Genomic DNA, 25,064 nt, shown 5'->3' with positions numbered 1-25,064 from the left:
CTTAAAAATTAAAGGTATCAGGGAGTATGAAGTGAAGGGAAGCGTGATTTCAATTTCCTTGGTCAGGAAGAGATCTTCGTTCGTTTTTCATGCACACTGAATCAAATATTATTCATGTATCAAATAAGAGGGTTTATGGATCAATTGATGACACACATGCTTTCAGTTTTCATGGGTTTTTTTGCCATGATGAACCCGATTGCTAATACGCCGGTTTTTCTGGGATTAACCGCTGACGAAACCCCTGATGAGCGAAAAAAGGTTGCCTGCAGGGCATTGATGGTGAGTTTTGCCATTATTTTTGTGTTTGCTGCCGGTGGAAAGCTCATTTTTGAATTGTTCGGGATCACATTGCCTGCATTCAGGATTACAGGTGGAATTCTGATAGGTTTGGTGGGATACCATATGTTGCAGGGTGGGGAACATTCTTCTATTCAGCATCCCAGCGAAGAAGACAAACAAAAAAGCAGTGATGCATTGATGAGCATTGCTGTTTCTCCGCTGGCGATGCCAATTCTTGCCGGGCCTGGAACGATTGCGACCGCAATGAATTTTTCATCTGCCGGTGGAATGACTGAATTTGCAGTGACCATCATCGCATTTCTGATTCTTTGTGTGGTCAGCTATGTGTTTTTTGTCTCTGGTGAAAAGTTTATAAGCTATATCGGTCACAATGGTGTCAAGGTCATAACCCGGTTAATGGGGTTAATTCTGGCTGTGATTGGTGTGCAGATGTTAATTGAAGGTATTGGTGGTGCGGCGACTTACCTTCAGGTGCATTAGCTGGCAAGTTTTTGTGTGAGATAATCTGTTCAGCATGCCGGAATGATAGCTTAATGAAATGTCACTGTAGTGATATTCGCACCATTCCGGCTTTATTTTTTATTTAATTATGGGGGGCATATAAAGTGGTGGGTACTTCGGTTTTACAACGATGGATATCATAGTCGTTTTGCATGCCGCCATTGCCAAGAAAAGTCATTCTGACGACCATTCCCCGGTCTGTAAACCATTTAAAATCTTCACAAGCAACTCGGTAACTTATTTCTTTGATATGTACTCGTTTCCAGCGTAATCCTCCACCATGGGTTGTTAATGTGTAAGCGATTACACCATTATCAGTGACTTCTATATATTTGTTTTCTTTCAGTTTATCTTTAGCGACCTGAATAGTTTCCATTGACGCAGTCGTTTGAATCTCATTTATATTTTTTGCACAGCCACTGACGATGAAAGTGGCACAGGTTGCAAGGACTATCGTTTTTAGTTTCATTTTTCACTCTGGTTGATGTGATGAGCTTTATTCTTGGAGCGCGAGATTAACATATCTATAGACATGCTGCCTTAAGAGAACGAATTATTCTGAACGGGATACAAACATATCATTAAGAACACTATTCGGTTAAATGTGTGATATTGGTCACAAGGATAGTTCTTTTTTGAATAACCATATATGAAAATCGTTTCATTGTTATATATCATAAAAACAAACCTGATTTTTTCTGTTTTCTGACATAAATCTGAACAATGAGATTGAAAAGTATACTATACGCAATAACAGTGATTGCGATGGCTTCTGTAAGTACGGAAGCGGGTCTGAATACAAGGCAAGATCATGCCATAAATTCAGTTGAGCCCATGTCAGTACTATGGACTGAGAATGACTTTTCCGGACGAACGGTTATATTAAAGAATTTTCTGGATATCAACTCGTTGAACCAATCTTACGAGTTAGATTCCAAAGCCTCTCTGATAAGGCTGGAAAATGGCGCAGAGATCATTTTTTACGATGACGAATATGGCTTAAATTAAAAATGATGCAAGTGCCAGAATGATCCCAAATGAATGACAACATCAGAAAGTCATTCATTTCTCTTCCTCTTATTTATACCGCCAGAGATGATACCCACAGAGATGAATTATGTTGTCTGACTGAATGGTTGTCGCTACATAAACAGTGCATCTTTGAGTCAGACCTAATTATTCATTCATGAATTATTTTGTTGTTTTATGAAACTAGTATTATTTATTTGGTAATTCCGGAATTATTTCATATCAATATTAATAATATATATATGCATCTTTGTTATTATTAGGTTCACTTATTCTGTGATATGACTCAATTTGCGACATCTGATTCTATTTTTTAGCGGTTAAATGTCATACGATGGGATTGCGGTTGGAAACCGCTTTCCTGTTATTGACATGATTAAGCAAATGATTATTGATCCTGGCATCGTTTGTACCGAAATACCAGGCAGTGCTGAATGATGTCATTTTTCCGGAATCTTTATCCAAACCTGATGGCTTAACAGGGGCAGATATCCCGGAAAATAATTCATATAAATCTCAGGGCAGCAGTCTCCGGACAGATCACAGGCTTACTTGTCCTTATATCAACCGCGAAACGTTTATCTGATTTTCTTTGTTGTACTGAAGAAGAAACCAAAAGACAAAAGAAGTGCTGATCGCATAATTAATCAATCATGATCAGTGGGCAGAGAAACGTCATAAAACAATGAATTAAGACGCTCAGTTGGGAGTATATAGAATGATAATTGAAGACATAAAACAGCATTTGGGAAAACCCATTACAAAATTATCACTCGGGGGCGTTCGCCCCACACACGAATTAACCGAAAGCTGGATTGGTAAGGTTTTTCTTTTTGGTCAGGGAGAAACGCTTCCCCGTGATGATCTGGGAAACGAGATGATTCCTCTGGCCCAGATTTGCCTGAAGAACCTGCCTTATGTTCCTGAAGCAGTGGCCGGAGTAGAACTCATCACTTTATTTGTGTCGACAGAATTTCCTCAGCCGTTTGACGAAATGGGCAGTAGTTGGCTGATTCGCGAATATAGTTCTGTGCAGGGACTTGAAAGAAAAGAGGTTGTTTGTCCGGATTTAGAACCTTTCCCACTTCATCCGGAAATGATAGAAAGAGATTGTCCACTCTGGGAAGACCAGATTCTCAGCAGTATGAAAAGTGATATGCCGGTGATGGAAAATAGTGGTGAGATCGAATGTTACTATGACACGATTGATCATTATTACGCTCATAAATTTGGTGGTTACCCTTCATATTGTCAGCCGGGGATTGATTTTGGTGAAGGATATGAATTTGTATTTCAAATTGCTTCTGATCCGAATGTCCGGCTAACCATTGGTGATGACGGCAGTTTTATGTTTGCCAGAAACAGATCGGATGGACGTTGGGTGATGTATTACGATGAGTACTAATTTTTTCTGTTTGCGAGAAGATTAATGATGATTGCCCGGTTATCTGAACCGGGCAATTTTTTATCCGGAAAATTTCCGGACAGATGAGACCTATCTGGTTAGAGCGTGTTTATCTTTCACGGCCTAACCTGCCAGACTATTCAGATATACTTCAAGATGAGTATACTGACTGCCGGAGCCATATTGGCTGCTGTCGGATGGATCTGAAGCATTGAGTCCGTGTGCTTGTTCCCATGCATCAGGCATTCCGTCTTGATCACTATCTTGTTTCGCATATCCTGAATTCAGATCAGGCAAACCACCCACTTCTGTCTGGCTGTCAATAATACTGCCGGAATTATTTTTTACCTGCTCAATAATACGCTGATCAATACTGTCGCGAACCAAAGATGCGCCAACTTGTTGGAGGACGATTTTGTAAGCCTGATCAGCAGAGACTGTCGGTACTTCAGGAAATGACCAGCGTTTCGTCAGTTTCTGATTTTTCTTGAATTTAGGGAAAAGATCCCAGCCGTTGTTTTTACCATCCAGCTTGCCATTCATATTATTATCCAGCTTATTATCATGCTGATACGTCAGAATGCCTTTGGTTTTTTTCTCATCCCACAGAGAAGCAGCATTTCGTGAATCCTGATTGGCTATTGCATAGTTACCGACATAGTTCAGGTGAACGTAACCCCCTTTTGTGCCATCAATGGCTTCACCGGAACGGTTCCCCCAGCCATAAATCACGTTATTGACAAAATCGAGTGAAAGCGTCTCGTATTTTTTGGAGGTCTGATTCGCACCGGCACCGGGATTCCGGCCATAGTTATGTGCATACAGATTGCGATAAAATGTATAACCGTCGCCGCTGGTCGCTGCCCTGATCAAAGAGCCATAACCGTGTTTTCCTTTTTTATGATGAGAGTTGTTCAATGCTTCTGAAATCATGGAATTCTGAACGGTCACATTATTCGAATTCGTGACAGATAAAACTTCATCCATACTCCAGGATGTGGACACATGATCGATCATGACATATTGACTATAACCCACATCCAGCGCACCGGCGGAACTGCCTTTCAGGTTACCTTTGCCTTTTGCGGGTTTACCATTCGCTGCGACTGCATTGTAATCACCACAACGGAATCGCATATACCGGATAATGACATGCTGTGCTTTACTAATCTCCACCGGATATTCTGCCACAGTAATACCGTCACCGGGTGCTGTCTGGCCAGCCAGTGTCAGGTATTTACTCTGAATTTTCAGGGGAGACTTCAGGTGAATCGTGCCACCGATGTCAAAAACAATTGTCCGGTGATCGGCGCTGACGGCATCGCGCAGAGAACCTTTTCCAGAGTCTTTCAGATTGGTCACATGGTAGACATCACCACCCCGGCCACCAATCGTCTCTGCACCAAAACCTGCCGCGCCCGGAAAGGCGGTGACTGCCATTGCCGCTTGGGCAAACAGGGGGGAAGTTATGGCAGAAACAAGTAATGATTTTTTTAATAATGATTTTTTCATAATATAACCTGTTGTTATAATTTACTTTTATGGTTAGCTGGTCATCTGTGTTATCCGGTGTGATATCAGATAAGACAGAGATTTTTACACCGGAATGACCAGTACAATTGAAAATTTTACGGTATTGTATTCAATCAATTGCTTAATAAATATTAACCAAATCAGTGCAGAAAAGAAATCATTCTGTTTTGAGCAACTCTTCGCTTTGCGGACTACTTGTCCGGGGATCTCTGAGTTTTTGACGAACCTGAACAACCAGAATAATGGCAGCTCCTGTCAGTCCGGCAATCAGCAGGGACCAGATGACCTGAATGCCCGGCGCATGCCACCACCATCCCTGCACACCCACAACGTAACTTAGTGGCAGTATGAATATCCAGTAAGCGGCAAAAGTCGCGATTAAAGGTTTGATGAACTCCTGCATGCCTCTGAGGATCCCGGAAGCGACGATCATAATCGCATCGGCAAACTGAAATAAAGCAATATAACCCAATAACGTTTTTAACAGACGCTGAACTTCCGGGTCATGGCTGAAGCCGGTAACGATTGGTGAAATAAACCAGTTGATCATCACTGCCATCAGAATGCCGTAGGCCATGGTGAGAAAGAATACAGCTGAACTGGTTTTGGCCGTATTATCCTGCTGCTGATGGCCTGAAAAGTGGGCAACACGGATGGTTGCTGCACTACTTAAGGCCAGTGGGATCATAAATACGACCAGTGCAATATTGATAGCAATCTGGTGTGCAGCGATGACTGCTGTTCCCATAGAGGACGCAAAAAATGCCAGCAGAGTTAAAGCCAGTACTTCGACCACGATAGAAATTCCGACGGGCAGCCCTTCAAAGAAGAGCGCTTTCGTTTCATGTGTATTGGTGGTGACAGGCGTGACAGGAAAAGCAAAAGGAATATGTCGTCTGGCGAGAACATGAATCATGACGGCACCGGTTGTAACAGAGATTGCCGTGGCCAGTCCGCAGCCGGCTCCACCCAGCCGGGGCAGAATCCCCCAGCCATTAACCAGACCGTAATTAAGCAGTAAATTAATCCCGGAGAGCACAACCGTTGTCAGGAATACAGGCTTCAGGCAGCTGTTCCCTTCACAGAAAAAGCGGTTCAGCACCATATAGATCAGTCCGGGCATACCAAAAGCGATGTAATGAAGATATTGCCGGGTGACGGTGGCGACCTGTTGATCATCAATCAGTAGCGGGCAAAGAAAAGCCAGTAACTGAATCAGAATAAACCCGACAGTACTGAGGATGACGGTTATCTTTTTACCGTGCTGAAATAACTGTTGCATTTGGGTATATCGCCCGGTACTGGCTGAAGCCGATATTTTCGGAACCAGTGCATAAAGAACACCTGTAATCAGTGTCAGTACCGGTGTCCACAGGCTGCTGCCAAGACCAATTCCAGCCAGATCGATAACATTGTAACGGCCCGCAACAAATGTATCTGCTAATCCTAAAGACGCCTGACATACCTGAATAAACATAATGGGAATGGCGAGTTTTAAAACCGGCGTAACAATTTTGTCTGTAGCCATGAACTGTCCTTATTTAAGCAAATTTGTGAATATACCCAAACAACCTGAAGATGCATGATTCAGCGTCAGCCGAAAGGTGCAGTTCAAGGAAGGTGAATGCAGGCATGTAAACACCTGTCAAATTCACCTGACGCAGAAATGTGCGTTTCGGCTGACGCCCTGCGGGTGAGATTTGTCCGGGCTTGACCCAGCGTTACTGATTCTCAACGTAGAATGACTATGTTCTCAAATCAGTGCCTTGTTTCAAACCCGGACAAATCTCACTGAACACCGCATCTTCAGGTCGCTTGGGTATATATTATAGAGAATATGAATGATAATTATTATTATTTACATGTAAAGGGTTTATTGCTAGTATCGAAAACCAATTGAAAATCAGACCCTCATTCGTCAGTTAAATGTCGGTGAATTATTGGCCAGAGATACGAAGGATAAACACCATGTCGATTCCCAAGATTGCTTCCTACGAGTTGCCTGACTCAGAGCATTTTCCACAAAATAAAGTGAACTGGCAGGTTGAGCCCCAAAATGCGGTACTGCTGATTCATGATATGCAATGCTATTTTATGAACTTCTTTGATACGGATGCTGCGCCTGTACCGAAACTCAAGCAAAATATACAGTCTCTTGCAAAAGCGGCCCGTGAAGCGGGAATTCCGGTCATTTATACCGCTCAGCCGGTGAATCAGGATCCGGAAGAACGGGCATTACTTACAGATTTCTGGGGGCAGGGTTTGACATGTGATGCTGAAATTATCTCTGAATTAACCCCGGAACAGAATGACATCTGCCTGACGAAGTGGCGCTACAGTGCTTTCCGGAAAAATGAGTTACATGAATATATGCGCAGTCATGGCCGCAATCAGATCATCATCTGCGGGGTTTATGGGCACATCGGCATTCTGTCTACGACACTGGAAGCATTTATGCTCGACATCAAGCCCTTTGTGGTTGGCGATGCGATTGCTGATTTTTCAGCTGAAGAGCATGAATGGACCATGAAATATGTCACAGGACGTGCCGGCGCAGTAAAATCATTACAAACTGTATTGGATGAAATCTCAGTCCGGCCAGACGCTATTGTACCTGCTGGTTTGACGCTTGACAGAATGAAGCACGATATTGCCCAGGTTCTGGAAATCAGTATTGATGAATTGGACGAAACGGAGAATCTGCTTTTTTATGGTCTTGATTCTGTCCGTGCAATGACGTTGCTGGAAAAATGGCAGCAGCAGGGCACAACCATTACTTTTGCTCAGCTGATGGAAAAAGTGACGTTGCAAGAGTGGTGGCAGCTGATTGAAGATCAGGCCGCGATGACACCGGCGGGTTGTGCTGCCTGAGATCAAACAGAATCAGAGATAAAGACATAAAGAGAAGGAAGAAAACCGGATGAGTCAAAACAGGCAGGCTGGCGGCCGTCAGCCGCGTTTCATAGAGTGTGTCAGAAAAACATATCTGACTCCTCATTTTGTGCGGGTGACATTCACCGGAGACGATCTGAAAGGATTTCCGTCCGATGAAAACGGTGCAGCAATCAAAGTCTTTTTTCCTAATCAACAGTCTGGCACGCTGGAGCTCCCCCACTGGGAAGGTGACCAGATTGTCTGGCCGGAAAATAAGCCTGCATCCCGCGCTTATACCATCCGGTATTACCGGCCAGAAACGAACGAACTGGATATAGATTTCGTTGTGCATGGTACAGAATCTCCCGGTTCCGGCTGGGCCATGCGTTGTCAGCCGGGCGACCAACTCGGGCTTGCCGGGCCGGGACAAAAACCAGCGTTACCAGTCGCTGACCGTTATATTCTGGCCGGAGATTTAACCGCTTTACCTGCGATGAGCGCTGTACTCGAAAGTCTACCTGAAGACGCAGTGGGGCATGCTTTGATTGAAATTGATCATCCGGAAGACCAGCATGCACTGACTCATCCTGCGGGGATCGATGTGCGTTGGCTGGTCAGGCATCCTGAGCATATGCCGTATCCGCTGATTGATGCGGTGCAGTCTGCCGGCGTTCCACAGGGAATGACGGTTTCTGCTTTTATCGCCGGTGAAAACCGTACAGTGATTGCCTGCCGTAAGTTTATGATCGAGACCTTTCAACTGACGAAAAAGAATATGTACGCGATTCCCTACTGGCGCCGGGGGAAAAGTGAAGAAAAATACCATGATGAGCGGCATGAAATCATGGATGAAACCTATTAAAGATTCATCGACGACAGGCTGTTCCCGAATTTCACTGAGCACAATGCTTTTGGTGGTTTAGGAAGCACTGAACAGCACCAAAAAGCCGGTTTCATATGGAATCGGTTTTTTTTCTGCGGAAAAGACAGACAGGTACAGGCAAATCAGCATGGATAAACATATGCAGCAGGAATTAACACCGATGCAGGCGGCATACTGGAGCGGCCGGCAGTTGGAACAGGACGGAGAAGGGGTTGCTTCTCATTTATATACTGAATTTGATGGACATCATATTGATGTCAGCAGGTTGCAACAGGCTGTCAGGCAGCTGTTTGAGCTTCACCCGATGCTTCGGGTCTGTATTTCCGGACAGGGCTATCAGATGATCATGCCATTGGGGACGCAACATATGCTGCGGGTGGTTGACTGGCGCGATCTCGGGCAGGAAGAACTGGCAAAAAGGCTGGTGGCTGTTCGTCTTGAAATGTCACATCAAATGCTTAATCTTAGTCAGGGACAGGCCGTTGACTTCAGATTAACACGCTTACCGGATGAGCGGTTCAGGTTTCATTTTGATATGGATATGATCGCGGCAGATGCGCTCAGCTTCCGGATTATTCTTGAGGACTTAGTGAAATTATACCACGGCTCTGACAGTCTGAACCCGGATCAGGAGGTTCGTTTTTTTCGCTATCTGGAGCATGCTCATCAGAGCAGGCAGCGAAAGTCATCACGGGATCAGAGTCGCCAGTGGTGGCAGAATAAACTGGCCTCAATCCCACCGGCACCACCATTTCCTTATCTTTCTCCTGAAAACCGGAATCAGGACCAGAAAAATCAAGGGACACATTGTCGTCTGTCTGCACAGCTCACTGCCGCAGAGCGTCAATCTTTGGAGACGCTGGCAAAACAGCATCATCTGACGATGACGAACCTCTGTCTGGCCGTATTTGCCCAATCTGTTGCCATGGCTTCCGGTGCCCGGCAGTTTCGTCTCAATGTTCCGGGATTTTACCGGGCCGGTTCAGGTATCGATGTCAGTCAGGTTGTCGGGGATTTTTCGAGACTGATGATTCTCGGCGTTGAGATTGATCACCAGGAAAATCTCCTTTCTCTGGCCCGGAAAATTTCACAGCAAATGCAGGAATTACTGACCTATGCCGATTATCCCGGAGTCAGCGTCATGCGTGATTTGTCACGTTATCATGGTGCTATGGAGGTCTCCCCGGTGGTGTTTACTTCCGGTTTCGGTTTGTCCGGAGGTTGCTTGTTGTCTTCGCAAGTTCATCAAACTCTGGGTCAAATGGTCTGGACAATCTCTCAGGGACCACAGGTGACGCTGGACGCACAGATTGCAGAATTTGCCGATGGGTTGCTGATCAACTGGGATGTCCGTCATGATGTTTTTCCCGATGGATATACAGAAACATTGTTTGAACATTTTACGGGACAGTTACAGGGGTTAGCCGCTTCTGCCGGTTTAATACATGCGGTATTTGTTGTAGATCAGGAGGCTGATGAGAAGACCGCTTCAGTAAAACATCCGCTGCAGCCCGGTGATATTCAGGTACTCAAACCGCTGACAGTGTTGCAACGTGCTTATCTCGCCGGAAGAAACGAGTTTCTGCCGTTAGGTGGTGTTGCGATGTATGATTTCCGGGAATTTCAAGGACAAGCGGATCCATCTGTTCTGGCAAAGCGGCTGGAACAGCTGGTCCGGGAATATCCGCTGCTGCGCACCGGTATTGATGAAGCGACACTGAACTGTTATGTCTCCGGCGACATCATCATGAATTTTGATGTATGTGACTTATCTTCCCTGAATTACGAAGAGTCGCTGGCAGAAGCCGATCTTATCCGGCAACGTTACCGGCAGCAGATTTTTGATCTGTCCGGGCCGTTGTGGGCGATGTGTCTGGTGATAATGCCTGATGATACCGGGCCATCAGATAAAGGTGATCATCATGAAGGGGAAGGCCGGAAACCATCTGCAAAACATCTGCTGTTTACCGGTTTTGATGCACTCATCGCGGATGGCAGAGCCATCTCAAAGATTTTATATGCACTGCTGGCGGATCAGTCTGACCTGTGTTTTTCTGCAGAGGTCAAACATCCGGGAGCATTCACATCTTCCCCCGAATTATCTGTTGAGCCGACAGATAAAGCCTTTTGGCAGGAAAAACTCAGCACAGTCGCGGGCATCCCTTCACTTCCGTGGAAGCAGCCTCTGGAGATAATTCGCCGTGCAACCTATCAGCGGCAAACTCTGATACTGAGTCAATCAATGCTGAAACAACTCACCCGGCAGGCAGCACATGCCCGGCTGTTACAGAATTCACTGCTCAGTGCCATATTACTCGAGGTATTGTCACACTGGTGTGATGAACCTGAGCTATGTATCGGTATTCCTGTCATGCGGCCCGGCGGGGAAGAGGTGTCGGGGAATCATTCATCATTTATTGCTGTTGTTTACCGGTACCGGCAGGGAACATTTGCAGAGAGAGTCCGGCAGTTGCAGCAGGATATTATGGCCGGGATGGAGCACTTAACCTATTCCGGGGTTGATTTGAACCGTTACCTGCTCAGCAAGAATGGTGGTTCTCTGGCACTCCCGGTCGTGTTAACCAATGCGCTGAGCTGGCCGGTTTTACCGGCAGACAATCTGATGCAGCCGGTTGGCGGCCAGACGCAGACCCCCCAGGTCGCCATTGATTTGCGCTTGACATATGATCCGCACAAGAACCTTCAGATTAGTGTCGATTATGCTACTCAAGCGATAGATCATGGCTTAATCAAAGCTTTCTTATCCGGTGTTCGGCTCACAGCAGAAGCGATTTGCCGGGAAGTTGCGCTGGATGATGTTCAGGGGAGTGTCATTGATGGGGCTCACTATCGCTGTAATGACCCCGATGAGATGTTTGTCCGCAGTGATTTTTTACAGAAAATTCATCACCATTTATATGGTTCTCAAAACCATACGACAGCCCTTATTTATCAGGATAAGCCCGTTAGTTATCATGAGCTGGGCAGTCTGGTCACACAAATCAGGCAGCATTTGTCTGCTGCCGGACTGAAACCCGGTGACGTTGTTGCGGTGTGTCTGCCGAGAAGCCCCGCACATATTGCCGTGTCGCTGGCATGTGCTCTGTCCGGAATTGTTCGTGTGCCGGTTGATGCCTCTTCTCCGGCGGACAGGCTGGCGTATCTGTTGCGTCATTGCCATCCTGATTTAGTGATTTATCAGGAAATGCCAGAGTTTGATGAGCCTGTACCTGTCTTATCCGTAAATGAGTTGATGCAGCCAGTGAGCCTTGATGATATCTCTGTGCCTGATATTGATTTGTGCGCACTGAGTCAGAGTGAGTCTCCTGCTTATTATTTATATACATCCGGTAGTACAGGTAAACCTAAATGTGTGGTGGTGAATAATAAAGCCACTTCAAATGTGATTGAGCAAACGCTCAAACGATGGCAGATCACCCGTGAAGATGTGAATATTTCGGTGACTCCGTTGCATCACGATATGTCAGTCTTTGATGTGTTCGGCACATTAACGGCTGGTGCAACGCTGGTTATTCCGCATCAGGAGGAAGAGAAAGATGCGATTCGCTGGAATCAACTGGTGAAGCAACACGGCGTCACTCTTTGGTGCTCAGTGCCTGCGATTCTGGAAATGTTACTTGCCTGCGGGATGACGGATTCACTCCTTTCGCTCCGGTTGGTGGCGCAGGGAGGTGATTATATTAAGCCGGATACAATTGCTTTATTGCGTCATCACTATCCGTCTCTGTGCTTATTTTCTCTGGGCGGGCCAACAGAAACAACAATATGGAGTATCTGGCATTTACTGACGGCAGAAGACACAAATGTCATTCCATATGGGCAACCACTACCGGCAACACAGTATTATATTGTGGATGAAAATCAAAGCACCGGCACAACCACCTGCCATTGCCCACCTTATAAAACCGGGCGGATTTTTACCTCGGGTGTGTGTCTTGCACTTGGATATTTGCAGGATGGACAATTGAACCAAAATGACTTTGTCACAATCACTGACCCCGGTGGTAAGTCTTGCCGTGCATACCGGACCGGCGATTTAGGATATTACCGGGAAGACGGTACCATCATTTTTGCCGGACGGGTCAATGGCTATATCAAAGTTCGCGGTGTCCGGGTATCGCTGCCGGATATTGAAACAGAGCTGAGGAAACATCCGCAGGTTTCTGAAGCGGTGATTGTGGATTATGCTGAGCAGGGACATGGCGATGTGGGTTTAGGTGCCGTCTTTTCATGCCCTGAAGGGATATCTTTATCTTCATCTGAGTTACGGGACTTTCTCCGCGACCGGCTGCCGGTTTCTCATCTGCCCGGTGTTTTTCATCAAATATCGCAATTTCCTTTATCCGCCAACGGTAAAATCGATCGCCGGCAGATCCGGCAGCAATTGATACAATTACTTGCTGCACCTGCTGAAACGTCGGTATCAGCCCGGACATCTTTATACCGGGAGTTGCCGGATTGTTCGCAAATCATACGGGTTTACAGTGTAAAACTGTCAGTTTCTCCAGAGACATTTACGCCTGAAACAGCCTTTATCCGTTATGGATTACGACCGGATCATCTGGCTGAGCTGGCAAAATCCCTGAACCAGCTTTTTGGCAGCCAGATTCAGCCACAGAGACTTGCCGGGTGTAAAAATGCAAAACAGGTCAGAGAGTTATTAAGTTCATGCTGCTGGTGATATTCAGCACAGATTCCGGCAGAGTGACCTGAAGTTTATAACATCATGGTCTTGAATTGGTCATATTCAAAGGTATAGTACGCGCTATCAATATTTTTATAAAAAGAGATGCATTCAATATGTTTGCTAAAACGATTGTTGGCGCGTTTGCTTATGCGAATTTTTACAAAGTTTCTTTATTTAAAGTGACTCTCATCCCAGTCCTGATGATGCTTGGACTTGAAGTATTGAGTGACTATGTGACTTCTTCTTCATCACTTTCTTTATTCAATCTGCTTGCAACCGGTATTTTGCAAACAGTGATGGCTTTAAATATATGTCGTGTTGTTCTTCTTGGCCCGGATGCTGTACCAACATGGGGACGATATTCCCTGGGCCGAAGTGAATTTAAAGTTATCAAAATGATGTTTCTGCTCGGGGCTTGTGCAGGATTAGGTGCCTTAATCTATAGTGTTTTGCTGCTGATACTTGAAACAACGACGGCGATCAGCCATCTCGTTATAGTCGTTATCAGTGCTCTTTTCTGGGCTCCAGCCGTTATTTTTGGTAGTCGCCTGCTATTGGTGATTCCGGCGATTTCGGTAGACCATATGATGACATTGACTGAAGCCTGGGAAAAAACGAAATCAAAAACGGCTTATATGTTTGGGATCATGATTATTTTTATGCTGATCACAATCCCTGTCGCTGTCATTTTGCCTCAAATCGGTTTTCCCTCACCGGCTATCTCTTTGATTTGTTATTATGTCGGTATTGTTTCAACGATTGCATTATGTCTGGCTTATCAGTTGATTATGAGGCATGAACAGTCAGAGGCTGAAGTACCGGCTTCTCAGGAATAATCGCCGATCAGTTACACGAATGACTATATCCCAATAATCTCAATCATGCATCTTGAGGTCACTTGGGTGTAGTAAAAACGTTATGGTTTGATACTTTGACAACCTGAAGCAATACTCTGGCAGGTTGTCCGGATACGAAAGGAAAGAAGATGAATTGTACGCACTGTAATAATGGAACGCTCCGTCCCAGTTTTATTGATGGCTTGTTCAGAGCGCATACATGCTCCGGCTGCGGGGGAAACTGGATACTGATTGAAGATTTCGTGACCTGGAAAGAAAAAAATGAAGCATATCATTTTCCGGCTGACTATCGTCTTTCTGAAGAAGTTGGTGAAGATACCAAGCGCGCATTAATTTGTCCTGTCTCGGGAGTGATTATGCGGAAATTTAAGATTTCCGCGAAAAATGATCACCGGATCGATTACAGTGTGCCTGTCGGTGGTATCTGGCTGGATAAAGGTGAATGGGAATTACTGAAAGCCGAAGGTCTGGCCGGAGCTCTGAATCAGGTTGTGACGGCACAATGGCAGAAAAAAATTCGTGAAGAAAATGCTGCAGATAACTTCTCTGCACTCTATGAAGCAAAATTTGGTCAGGCCGATTATGCTAAAATTCGTGATATTCGCGAGTGGCTGAATGCGCACCCTCAAAAAGCCGATCTGCGTTCTTATCTTCTTGCGGAAGATCCATATTCAGCAGAAAAATAATCCGGCTGTTTCAACTTTTCTTCGGCCTTGGTTCCCCTGAACTGAGGCCATCCATCCGGCTGTTCTGGCCACTTTTTCAGCGACTGCCTGCTCAATATCTGCCTGAGTAACCTGCAATCGGGAACCGGTATTCAGAGATATCACTGTAGTGAATTGATAGATATAAATACATTCTCACAACGCAATAAATTATGATTAAGTTGTTTTAAATCATGATCTTATATTATTCTTTATCTGTTATTTCTCAACCGTAAAAATAGCATGACTGATGCAAATATAAGCAGATGAATCCGAACTGATTTTTTATTTTCCGGATAGTGATTCTGCGTATTGATAAAGCTGAAAATTCATGAGATTGTTGAAAGCGGTTATCTGATACACCCGCCTGAAAGGAAAGCTCTGAGCTGTGATGTTGCCGTGTATCGATGATCAACTTTTTAACCATCAGGAAACGGAGAATCCGCATTGGAACCCAGAATCAGTATCATCACCTTAGGTGTTGCCAGCCTTGAACAGTCATATCATTTTTATAGTCACCTTGGCTTTCCCACATCCGGTAAACCGACAGATGGCATCATTTTTTTTAAAACCGGTGGTGTATGTCTGGGATTATATCCTTTGGAAGAGCTGGCAGCTGATGTATCCCCGGACTTGAGTGCGAAACGTGACGGTTTCTCCGGAATAACGCTGGCACACAATACAAGGACCAAAGAGGAAGTTGATCAAGTCCTGAGGCTGGCAGAAGAAGCGGGAGCCCGTATTGAGAAACCTGCTCATGAGACTTTCTGGGGTGGCTACAGTGGTTACTTTTCAGACCCGGATGGTTATTTGTGGGAAGTCGCATACGGGGATTGCTGGGACTTCAGTGAAGATGGTAGTCTGATCATCGAGTAACCGGAATATCCGCGGGTTCAGAGAGTAGCAAGCGTCGTAAAAGGAAAGATATGGAAATCAGGATTGATGATTTGCAGGGGGGAGAAGTGATTGCCCTGCTTGAAGAACATTTGGCAGATATGTATGCCACTTCACCGCCGGAAAGCGTCCATGCTCTGGATGTCGAAGCGCTCAAATCACCGGAAATTACTTTTTTCAGTTGCTGGAAAGATCAAACGTTGCTTGGTTGTGTGGCGATTAAAGAGCTGGATGCAAAACATGCCGAGCTGAAATCCATGCGGACTTCCGGTCATGCCAGACAATCTGGTGTCGCTTCAAAACTGTTGACGCATGTTCTGGCAATAGCTGAACAGCGCCAGTATGAGCGGATTAGCCTTGAAACGGGGGCGGAAAACTATTTCAGGCCTGCCAGAAATTTATATGAAAAATTTGGGTTTGAATACTGTACGCCATTTGCTGATTATTCCCCGGATCCCAACAGTAAGTTCATGACCCGCACGGTATCTGTATCACACCTGCCGGCCTCATGAAGCGATGAGTCATACCTGTGAGCGGATTCATTTTTCTTTCACCGGTTCCCGGATGATGCAAAAGCTGAGTCAGCCGGTACTGAATAAAAATTGAGACGTATTACCGGCTTTGAACATGACTGTGCCAGATTATTCCCTGTCCTGACTACTCAGGACAGGGACGATGTCGCCAATGGCTTATCGATTGTGTTGTTGTTCTATTTGAGTTGAAATTGTTGAATTAACTGGTTCAGGTGCCCTGATTGGCTGGTTAATTCTGAGGCTGCGTTCGCGCAGCTTTCTGAGTTATGACTGTTTTGATGTGTGACTTCATCAATCTGATTAATACCTTCCGATACCTGCTCAGCTCCCAGTGCCTGTTCGGCTGAAGCCTGAGCAATTTCTTTCATCAGAGCAGATACTTCACTAACATTCTCCACAATTGTGGCCAGCGAAGCGGTGGTCTGCTGAGACAAAGTCATCCCCCGCTGCGTCTTTTGTGCAGAGTCTTCAACCAGTGCTGCTGTCTGTTGTACGGCTTTCGCACTTTGAGCGGCCAGTTGGCGAACCTCATCGGCGACGACGGCAAACCCCCGGCCCTGTTCTCCGGCTCTTGCTGCTTCGATCGCAGCATTGAGTGCTAACAGGTTGGTTTGCTCGGCAATCCCTTCAATTGTGCTGATAATATTATTGATGTCATGACCGGAAGACTCGATTTCCTGCATCGCTTCCTGAAGTTCAGACATCAGGGAGTAACCCTGCTCCGCAGATTCATGGGTCTGCCGGGACAGTGTATTGGCTTTGCCCGCATTCTCTGAACTTTGCTTTATCTGAGCCGCAATTTGTGTGATGGTTGCACTGATTTCTGTGATTGATGAAGCTGACTGAGTGGCACCACTTGCCAGATCATGACTCAGGTCTGCGACTGAAGCCGCGTTATCTTCAATAATCTCAGAGCGCTGTTTGATTTGACTGACCAAACTGTTCAGATCGGTGACCATTTGCTGCAATGCACAGCCCAGTTGATCCTGGTCAGATGCGAGAATGACATCAAGATTCAGGTCTCCCCGGGATATTTTCTCAGCAATATTGACCTGTTTTTGCAGAGATGCCGCCATAGCATCCAGTGCATCAGCCAGTTGTCCGACTTCATCTTCTGCATGATAGTTCAGACGATCATCAAAGCGGCCACGGGCGATTGTTTTTGCCATGTTGACTGCGGATAAGATGGGCTGGGCCAGTTTTGTCGCCATCATAACCAGAATGCCGATTGCGGTGATTGTTATGAGTAAGCCGATCAGCAGTTGCCAGTTAATATCGCTTCTGCTGTTTGCCTCCAGCGTTTTACTGAGTGCCTCAACATTAGCCAGGACCAGCTGTTTGTCGACTTCAATCGTAATACCCCAGTGAATATCCGTATTACCAATTGTAATTGGAACCAATACCTTGACCTTCTGGGTTTGCTCATCATCTTTTGTATAGTTCTCTTTCTTCTTAATCAGGTTCAGCACCTTATCCGATAAGTTACCGTAAATATGATCAATGGACTGACCAATAAACTCAGGTTGCTTACTGTCTGCAATGACCAGACCGCCCTGAGTAATAATGGAGACTCTGCTCTGCCCTTGGTAGAGCTCCTGAGACACCTCTTCACTGAGTTTCTGGACGAAATCCAGATTATAGTCAGCACCCACGACGCCGGAAAATTTGCCATTCACAATGACAGGCACAGAAAATGTGGCCAGCCAGATGTCTTTTCCCTGTACAACATACGGCAGTGGGGCGGTGACCGTCTCATGCATGGTTTTTTGTGGCACCTGATACCAGGCGCCTTTGTGCACACCGTTTGGATGTGTTTGGGCGGAGTCATACTCAACCAAAGGCTGGACATTGATTGAACCTGAGATGTCTCTGGTCCAGTAGGGGGTAAACCTGCCTGTTTGCGGATTATTGCCATCCTGATGATTTCGGTTATCTGCATCCAGATGATCAAAAGCATCGGGCTCCCAGCAGCTATAAGTACCATTCAGATCAGGATTATTATTGAGTACTGCTTTGAGCATATTATTGAGGGTTGACCGGTTCAGTGTCTGAATATGGTTGTTATCATCCTCAGCTTTGATTGCGGAAACTGAGTTTGCAATAGCACGGGCTGAAGTCAGGCCATCTTCGATCCGCCGGCTGATCGATTGTGCATATCCGGAGGCTGTTGTTTCCAGTTTTTTGAGGGTGGTTTTTTTGACCAGTTTTGAAACTTGATTTGTTACCAGCTTTTGATTGGATGATGCAGAATAAATACTGAATCCAACCAGAACACCGGCGGTTGTAAATAAACAAATTCCGGCAGCGAGTGCGATTTTTGTTTTGATTGATTTTAATTTCATTGAATATTTTTCCTTCGCGAAATACCACATGTAAGGCTGAGCACCATGAGCCACTCAAGTGAAAACAATATGATGCGGTATGGTTGACTGAACGCAATTACGACCAACTTTGCTGCAGAACTCATTTTTCATCGATGTATTCAGAGGAACAGATTTATTATATGAATCTGAATAAACAGAGATTCTGTAAAGAAAAACTGCTGCGATATATTTATATAGTTATTTTAAGCCTATATTTTATCAGGATTAATAATTGGTTTGATTGATAAAGATAATGATATAAGAACATTAATATCAATAAATAAAAGTTGATTCAGATCAGTTAAATACTTGTTCTCTGACTAGAATTTATTAATTTTAGGGAACGATTCCAAAATGTGAGTTTTTTCTTGAATTAATACATATTGATTCTTTGTTTCTGCTTAACAAATAAATAACGAATCATGTTATTTTGTCTGATTTTAAAAAATGCCTGCTTTCTGAAATTTCCCCGGTATGTATACCCATATATGGGTATACATTCTGAAGTCCGTGGTGGATATGGCCTGAGTGTAAACTTGAGTAAATCAATGAATTTATCCGCGTTGATTCGTTCATACTGATATGCCTAAGTGACCTCAAGATGCATGTTCAGCGAGAGTTGACAGGCTTTATAGATGAATGAAACCAAACGAGGAAAAAATGAAAAGTAATATCCGTTTTACATTAACCATTTTTATGGCTTTGCTGATATTTCCGGCGCTTTCTTTTGCATCCGATTCATCCCGCAGAGAACCTCCCGGACCGCCGCCATCCTTTGCTGATTCAGATCTGAATCATGATGGTGTGCTGACTGAGGATGAGGTGAGGGGACCGCTGGCTGAGGATTTTGATCAGATAGATACGGATGGTGATTCACAACTGACGGAAGAAGAAATAGACGCATTCATGCAGTCACACAAGCCGCCAGAGCCACGTTAAGCTGTGCTACTGGATGGCATCGAATTATTCAAAACCGGGGCTGGCTGCCCCGGTTTGATATTCAAATTTTATATTCATTGACTACCTGATTCATTTCCTGAGCGAGTCCCTCAAGATTTGAAGCCGTAGTTGCGCTGCCTTTTACAAATTCGTGATTTTCTAAAGCCATTTTCGCAACCTGCTCAATATAAGAAGCAATACTTTGACTGGCTGTGTTTTGTTCTTTAATGGCTGTGGCAATTTCGTCTGCCATTTGCATGGATTGTGTGCTGGCCTCTGTAATCCGTACAATCGTACTGTTTGCCTGCTCTGCACATTCAACGCCATTGATAATGAGTTGCTCAGCTTCTGACATTTGGCGGACAGTATCAGCAGAGACTGATTGAATCGCCGAGATCATCGATGAAATTTCCTGTGTTGACTGAGCGGTGCGTTCTGCAAGACTTCTCACTTCATCAGCAACGACAGCAAAGCCCCGTCCTTTTTCCCCGGCCCTTGCTGCTTCAATTGCAGCATTCAGTGCCAGCAAATTCGTCTGCTCAGCAACATCATTAATGACGGTAACAATTGAGGAAATATTTCCGCCATGTGTTTCCAGTGCTTTTACGCCAGCAGACACCGCATTGACCGATTTTTCAATGGTATGAATATGTTCCGTTGTCTCCTGAATGACATGGATGCCTTGCCTGGCAAGTTCGCGGGTTTGGTCAGATAAATGGCGTGACTCATCTGCCCGTTCTGCCACACCTGAAATACTGACCGTCATTTCTTCAATGCTGGCTGCGATATCCGCCGATGCATCAGTTTGACGCGAAGAGGCTTCTGTCGCCTGAGATGCTGAATGATGCATTTCAGTTGATGATTGTTTGAGTTGTGCCGACTGTTTTAAAACCATTTTAAAACTGGTATTGAGGCGATCTAAGACCCGGTTAAATGAATTGGCAATGTATGCCATTTCATTATGACCGGAGACATGCGCCCGGACCGTCAAATCCAGATTCGTTTCAAATGTGTTCATGGCTTTCTGTATTTCCGTCATAGAACTGCGGATATTGTGTACAATCAAAAAGCTGAGCAGCAGAACAACCCCGATTGAAATCAGTGTGGCAATCACAGACGACCAGGTCCCGGAATTTGCTCTCTCTATCGCGTGTTGGGCTGACTGCCGTGCTTTGCCAATCGTATAGGTGAGATGTTGATCGAATACAGCGGCAAGTTCTGCCCGTTTTGCTCCCATCGGGCCAGCCATAGCGAGGGCATTTTCATGACGGCGTGATTTTTCAAAATACTGATTTAACATCGTCAGATATTCAGTGATCAGCTGTTGCTCAGTTTGATAGATCTGCTTTTCTTTTTCACCGGTCACAAATAATGCATATTGATGGGCACCAGATTTTAGCTGGCTGGCAAGCTGGTTCACTGAATTTTCAATCTTATGCTGGCCTGCCGGTGTTTTAGCCAATGTATGACGAAAAAGGTCGATGGCAATTTTTTGTTGATCTGAGCGCAGGGAGTGAAGTAAATTCAGCCCGGGAATCGCTTTCTCGTTAATTAATTCGAGTGAGTCAGTACTATTCTGGGAAACCCAAAAACCGACACCGGAAACAATGATTAATATTAAAGTGAACGTGCAGGATAATAGCAGTAGTTTTTTTGTGATAGTCATATTCAATCCATTGTGTTTAGGCTTATTTTTTTGTATGTATGCCTGAGGATCTGTTGATTTATACTGTGTTTAAGTGTTCAGCAAATCTCTGGTTGATGGGAATAGATTTTGTTATCCCGGATGCATATTATAACAATTAACCCTTCAATTGATATGACTTAATTCTGTGTTTCAGTCATCAAAGAAATATTGTGCTGAAAGAGTGACTTATATTCAGGATTTATTCAGAAAGCGCTTATCAAAGTATTGTCAATTTTGATCACCGCCCACATTATGAAGCATATTTTATATGTTAATGTCATTTCCAGGGCACAATGTTTCATCAGAATGATAGGTTGAACTCAATTCATATCTAAATAAATTGAATTCAGCAAAAAATCTATGGCACAGATCAAAATTATTGCATGATATCTTATTTGCAATAAATTTAATATGTGATGTTTGTCAGTTTATGGATGTTTTTCTGTGAAATTATTCAAAATATTGGCATTGTCACAGAAAAAGAAATATTCACTAACTTTCCAAAATGCCATCAGTACAATAAGCGCCCGTTTTGTGACAGATTGCATACCTGTATTCCGGTTATGCGTCTGGTTGTGTTTATACGTCAGTCTTGTGTGAGGGACTTATGATATTCAGACAAACACTTCGATTAGTCGATGATGATTATTCATCAGTGACTAAAGTTTTTGATGTGCTGGTCATTAACTTATTATTATCAGGCTTAATCCACAGTACAGGTGCCAGTGAAACCATCGCTGATATATCTGCCGGAATCTTCTTGAGTGCGTTATTTATTCTGATTGGGGAGATGACCCGGCTATATTCGCAACGTTTCACCAAACAACTAAAAAAATCTTGCTGGTGTTTTTTGCTGACGGCTTCGATCTCTTATGCCGTCATTGCCTTGGTGGTCAATATTTCAGATGATTTTGGTAAGTTGTCTGAGAGCCATTTGCACCATTTGAATTTTCTGACGTTTCATCTGTGGTTTTTCTTTGCCATTGTGTTGATGCTTGGCGCCCGTCTGGGGAGCCTGTTTCTCGGGCGTGTTTTTAAAGTGAAAAAGCGGGTTGCAATTATTGGTTTAACGAAAGCCGGGATTGCAACGAAGAACGCGCTGTTAGAAGAATTTGGTTCGCGGGGTATTGATCTCAAATTTTATGATGAGCGGGATTCTCTGATGGGCTTACGCAGCAGTCTTTATGGTGGCTCGCTGGATGAGTTGGTGGCAAAAGCGAAAAAAGAACAGATTGACCACGTTTATATTGCGTTGCCGATGGTGGCCCGTGACAGAATTAAGCATTGTCTTGATCAGCTGTCAGATACCATGGTAGACACATTTATGGTGCCGGATCTGGATAGTTATCATCTGGCCGTGTCCCGTGTGAATACAGTCCGTAATGTGCAAATTTTCAGTGTCTTCTCTTCACCTTTTAATGGCTTCAGAGCTTTTGTTAAACGTTTGGAAGACATCTTTATTGCCAGTTTTATTATGCTGATGATTTTACCGGTACTGATTGTCATTGCGATCGGTGTCAAACTGAGCTCTCCCGGACCGGTTTTATTTAAGCAGGATCGTTATGGTCTTGGTGGTAAGAAAATTAAAGTATGGAAATTTCGTTCAATGCGGGTGATGGAGAATGAAAGCCATGTCCGGCAGGCAACCAAGCATGATCCACGGGTTACAAAATTTGGCGCTTTTATCCGGCGGACGTCTTTGGATGAATTGCCTCAGTTTATTAATGTGCTTCAGGGATCCATGTCGATTGTTGGTCCAAGACCTCACGCAGTTGCACATAATGAGCAATACCGGGCCATTATTTCCAACTACATGATTCGTCATAAAGTGAAACCCGGCATCACAGGATGGGCGCAGATCAATGGTTACCGTGGTGAAACTGAAACGATCGATAAAATGGAAAAACGTGTTCAGTACGACATTCAGTACATGCAAAACTGGTCGTTGTGGTTTGACTTAAAAATCATATTTAAAACAGTTTTTGTAGGGTTTGTCAGTGAAGCGGCTTACTGACCTGATTGGGCTGGCCTTGATGATTTCCTGCTCTGCCTCTGCTGCTTTGACGCCAAAATCACATCAGCTGATTGCCGGAATAAAGTTCAGGAGTCAGGTCGAAACACAATTTGGTGACAATTCGAATGTGACTTATCAGAACGGGCGCTCTGCTGCCAGAGCCGCTGTCCGTTCTGATTTTATGTTTATTCGTCCTGAAATCGAAGTTTCCGGTCAACCTGGTCAGGGAATTTTCCGTTTGATGTATACCGGCCAGTACCGACAGTTCCGGCAGAGCCCGGCAGATGATTACTCGGACCATATGTATGCTTTCTCGGGCCAATGGTTGCCGGAAAAACGACACACTTTCAGGTGGGATATCCGCCGGATATCTGGTCATGAATCCCGCGGACAAGGTGTGACGGAAGGACTGAGTGATATTCAGCTAAGGCGGTATGGGGTTAACCGACCGATACAAACGTCAATGCTTGATGCTGAACTGGCGTATGATTTTGGTTTACCCGAGGGAAGCCCGAAGCTGACGACTTCTCTGCGCGGGAAAACATTTTCATTTTCTGATACCGGAAATATTGATGATAATTTCCGATCTTATATTCGCGATCAGGCATGGGATGAACGCTCATATACTGTCGCATTGAGCCAATGGCTTTCGTCAGACAGCCAGCTCCGGTATAGCCTGATGGCGACACAGCGGGCGTTTCAAACCAATAAAATCAAGGATTCAGAAAAATACTTCCTCCGGTTAGGTTTTCAGACCCGGTATTCAGGGATGACCCGCTTGGCCGGGAATGTTTCCTGGTTACATCAGGAGTTTCCGCACAACGAGCGGGCCCTGAATTTTGAGGGCCTGAACTGGAATCTGAGTGCGCAATGGCAACCAGTGAAGCATTCTTTATGGTCCCTGAATGGCTGGCAGCAAGTGGAAGATCCGACGGAGAACGGTGGATATATTCTTAACTCCGGTGCCGCCATTTCCTGGTTACATCACTGGGGAAATGATAGGCTTTCAACCCGGCTCGGGTGGTCATATCAAAGCGGAAACTATCATATGTCCGATAGTCAGAGGCAAGATGTCATACGAACATCTGAGGTCGTCATTGGCTATGATTTCCGCCCCTCAGTCCGTTTTGAGCTGAGTTATCAGCAACATAAAAAAACTTCAAATCAGCCCGGTGATATTTTCTTTATTGGTCCTGACAGGGATGAAGCAGTGATGCGCATGCCCGGTTATGACCAACATCAGTTCCGGCTGTCAATAAAGGTACAAATTTAAATGAGAGTGTTCGTGTTTTCTATCCTGAGTGTTTGTCTGCTTGTGTCCTCTTTGGGTGCTGGCTGTGCTGAGCGTGCAGAGAACAGTGGTCAGACTGGCAGAACAGATATTTTACCTTACCGGCTGGCGGCCGGTGATCAGATCCGGATTATGGTCTACAACGAGCCCGGTATGTCAATGACGTTGATGGTGAGTCAGGGTGGTTCAGTCAGTTTTCCGTTTATCGGAAAAGTCAGGCTGGCTGGCAGAACCCTGACTCAAATTGAGGAGAATATCGAACAACGTCTCAAAGGGGACTACCTGCGTGATCCGATGGTGAGTGTCACAATAGAGCATTATCGTCAGTTTTATATTACGGGAGAAGTTGAATCACCCAATGGCTATGAGTACCAGCCTGATTTAACCATAGAACAAGCTATTGCGCTGGCAGGCGGTTTGACGGATCGGGCTGATGAGGATGATATTCAGATTCGTCATCCGGGCCGTCAATTGCTGAAAGATATTCCTGCTACCTATCCGGTTTATCCGGGAGACACGATTATTATCGGGAAGAGTTTTTTCTGA

Annotated in this window: 18 protein-coding genes; 13 read left to right on the top strand and 5 right to left on the bottom strand. The window is 44.9% G+C overall.

What is annotated here, in order from left to right; translation table 11 throughout:
- Positions 1–135 precede the first annotated feature (135 nt).
- Complete coding sequence (locus OCV29_RS22910) at positions 136–783, top strand: MarC family protein (protein WP_073602301.1); 648 nt, start codon at positions 136–138, stop codon at positions 781–783.
- Positions 784–886: 103 nt separating this feature from the next.
- On the opposite strand, the gene OCV29_RS22905 is transcribed toward OCV29_RS22910, so the two are convergent.
- Complete coding sequence (locus tag OCV29_RS22905; protein ID WP_073602300.1) at positions 887–1,273, bottom strand: hypothetical protein; 387 nt, start codon at positions 1,271–1,273, stop codon at positions 887–889.
- 1,278 nt (positions 1,274–2,551) lie between these two features.
- Here OCV29_RS22905 and OCV29_RS22900 point away from each other — a divergent pair.
- Entirely contained in the window at positions 2,552–3,238 is a 687-nt protein-coding gene (locus OCV29_RS22900) for a DUF1963 domain-containing protein (protein ID WP_073602297.1), read from the top strand.
- 123 nt (positions 3,239–3,361) lie between these two features.
- On the opposite strand, the gene OCV29_RS22895 is transcribed toward OCV29_RS22900, so the two are convergent.
- The gene (locus OCV29_RS22895; protein ID WP_073602296.1) at positions 3,362–4,750 is read right to left on the bottom strand and encodes a pectate lyase family protein; all 1,389 of its coding nucleotides are present in this window, start codon (positions 4,748–4,750) and stop codon (positions 3,362–3,364) included.
- Positions 4,751–4,928: 178 nt separating this feature from the next.
- The gene (locus OCV29_RS22890) at positions 4,929–6,299 is read right to left on the bottom strand and encodes an MATE family efflux transporter (RefSeq protein WP_073602295.1); all 1,371 of its coding nucleotides are present in this window, start codon (positions 6,297–6,299) and stop codon (positions 4,929–4,931) included.
- Positions 6,300–6,739: 440 nt separating this feature from the next.
- On the opposite strand from OCV29_RS22890, the gene OCV29_RS22885 reads away from it, so the two are divergent.
- The 7 genes from OCV29_RS22885 (at position 6,740) to OCV29_RS22855 (ending at position 16,203) form a co-directional block, all read left to right on the top strand.
- On the top strand, positions 6,740–7,642 hold the full coding sequence (locus OCV29_RS22885; RefSeq protein ID WP_073602294.1) for an isochorismatase family protein: 903 nt from the start codon (positions 6,740–6,742) through the stop codon (positions 7,640–7,642).
- Between the two features lie 49 nt (positions 7,643–7,691).
- The gene (locus OCV29_RS22880) at positions 7,692–8,507 is read left to right on the top strand and encodes a siderophore-interacting protein (protein WP_073602293.1); all 816 of its coding nucleotides are present in this window, start codon (positions 7,692–7,694) and stop codon (positions 8,505–8,507) included.
- Between the two features lie 148 nt (positions 8,508–8,655).
- Positions 8,656–13,230 (top strand): amino acid adenylation domain-containing protein, encoded by a 4,575-nt coding sequence (locus OCV29_RS22875; protein WP_084193208.1) that lies wholly within the window; start codon positions 8,656–8,658, stop codon positions 13,228–13,230.
- A gap of 119 nt (positions 13,231–13,349) precedes the next feature.
- On the top strand, positions 13,350–14,072 hold the full coding sequence (locus OCV29_RS22870; RefSeq protein ID WP_073602292.1) for a hypothetical protein: 723 nt from the start codon (positions 13,350–13,352) through the stop codon (positions 14,070–14,072).
- 149 nt (positions 14,073–14,221) lie between these two features.
- Positions 14,222–14,779 carry a zf-TFIIB domain-containing protein gene (locus OCV29_RS22865; RefSeq protein ID WP_073602291.1) on the top strand — a complete coding sequence of 186 codons (558 nt, stop codon included), beginning with the start codon at positions 14,222–14,224 and terminating at the stop codon, positions 14,777–14,779.
- Between the two features lie 465 nt (positions 14,780–15,244).
- Positions 15,245–15,673, top strand: a complete 429-nt coding sequence (locus OCV29_RS22860; protein ID WP_073602289.1) for a VOC family protein — start codon at positions 15,245–15,247, stop codon at positions 15,671–15,673.
- Positions 15,674–15,723: 50 nt separating this feature from the next.
- On the top strand, positions 15,724–16,203 hold the full coding sequence (locus OCV29_RS22855; RefSeq protein ID WP_073602288.1) for a GNAT family N-acetyltransferase: 480 nt from the start codon (positions 15,724–15,726) through the stop codon (positions 16,201–16,203).
- Between the two features lie 197 nt (positions 16,204–16,400).
- On the opposite strand, the gene OCV29_RS22850 is transcribed toward OCV29_RS22855, so the two are convergent.
- Positions 16,401–18,566 (bottom strand): methyl-accepting chemotaxis protein, encoded by a 2,166-nt coding sequence (locus OCV29_RS22850; RefSeq protein ID WP_073602287.1) that lies wholly within the window; start codon positions 18,564–18,566, stop codon positions 16,401–16,403.
- Positions 18,567–19,247: 681 nt separating this feature from the next.
- Here OCV29_RS22850 and OCV29_RS22845 point away from each other — a divergent pair.
- Complete coding sequence (locus OCV29_RS22845; protein WP_073602357.1) at positions 19,248–19,526, top strand: EF-hand domain-containing protein; 279 nt, start codon at positions 19,248–19,250, stop codon at positions 19,524–19,526.
- A 61-nt stretch (positions 19,527–19,587) separates the two neighbouring features.
- Here the strand turns inward: OCV29_RS22845 and OCV29_RS22840 are convergent, their stop codons facing one another.
- Positions 19,588–21,192 carry a HAMP domain-containing methyl-accepting chemotaxis protein gene (locus OCV29_RS22840; protein ID WP_073602286.1) on the bottom strand — a complete coding sequence of 535 codons (1,605 nt, stop codon included), beginning with the start codon at positions 21,190–21,192 and terminating at the stop codon, positions 19,588–19,590.
- A gap of 628 nt (positions 21,193–21,820) precedes the next feature.
- Here OCV29_RS22840 and OCV29_RS22835 point away from each other — a divergent pair.
- Genes OCV29_RS22835 through OCV29_RS22825 form a run of 3 tightly spaced genes read left to right on the top strand, consistent with a single transcriptional unit; the run spans position 21,821 to position 25,064 of the window.
- The gene (locus tag OCV29_RS22835; RefSeq protein WP_073602285.1) at positions 21,821–23,227 is read left to right on the top strand and encodes an undecaprenyl-phosphate glucose phosphotransferase; all 1,407 of its coding nucleotides are present in this window, start codon (positions 21,821–21,823) and stop codon (positions 23,225–23,227) included.
- Positions 23,211–24,500: an outer membrane beta-barrel protein gene (locus OCV29_RS22830; protein WP_084193206.1), complete on the top strand. Its 1,290-nt coding sequence runs from the start codon at positions 23,211–23,213 to the stop codon at positions 24,498–24,500. The genes OCV29_RS22835 and OCV29_RS22830 overlap by 17 nt, the downstream gene beginning before the upstream one ends.
- Positions 24,501–25,064, top strand: a complete 564-nt coding sequence (locus OCV29_RS22825; RefSeq protein WP_073602283.1) for a polysaccharide biosynthesis/export family protein — start codon at positions 24,501–24,503, stop codon at positions 25,062–25,064.

This window comes from Vibrio aerogenes (genome assembly GCF_024346755.1).
Lineage (GTDB): Bacteria > Pseudomonadota > Gammaproteobacteria > Enterobacterales > Vibrionaceae > Vibrio > Vibrio aerogenes.
This window is presented reverse-complemented; position numbering and strand designations above follow the sequence as displayed.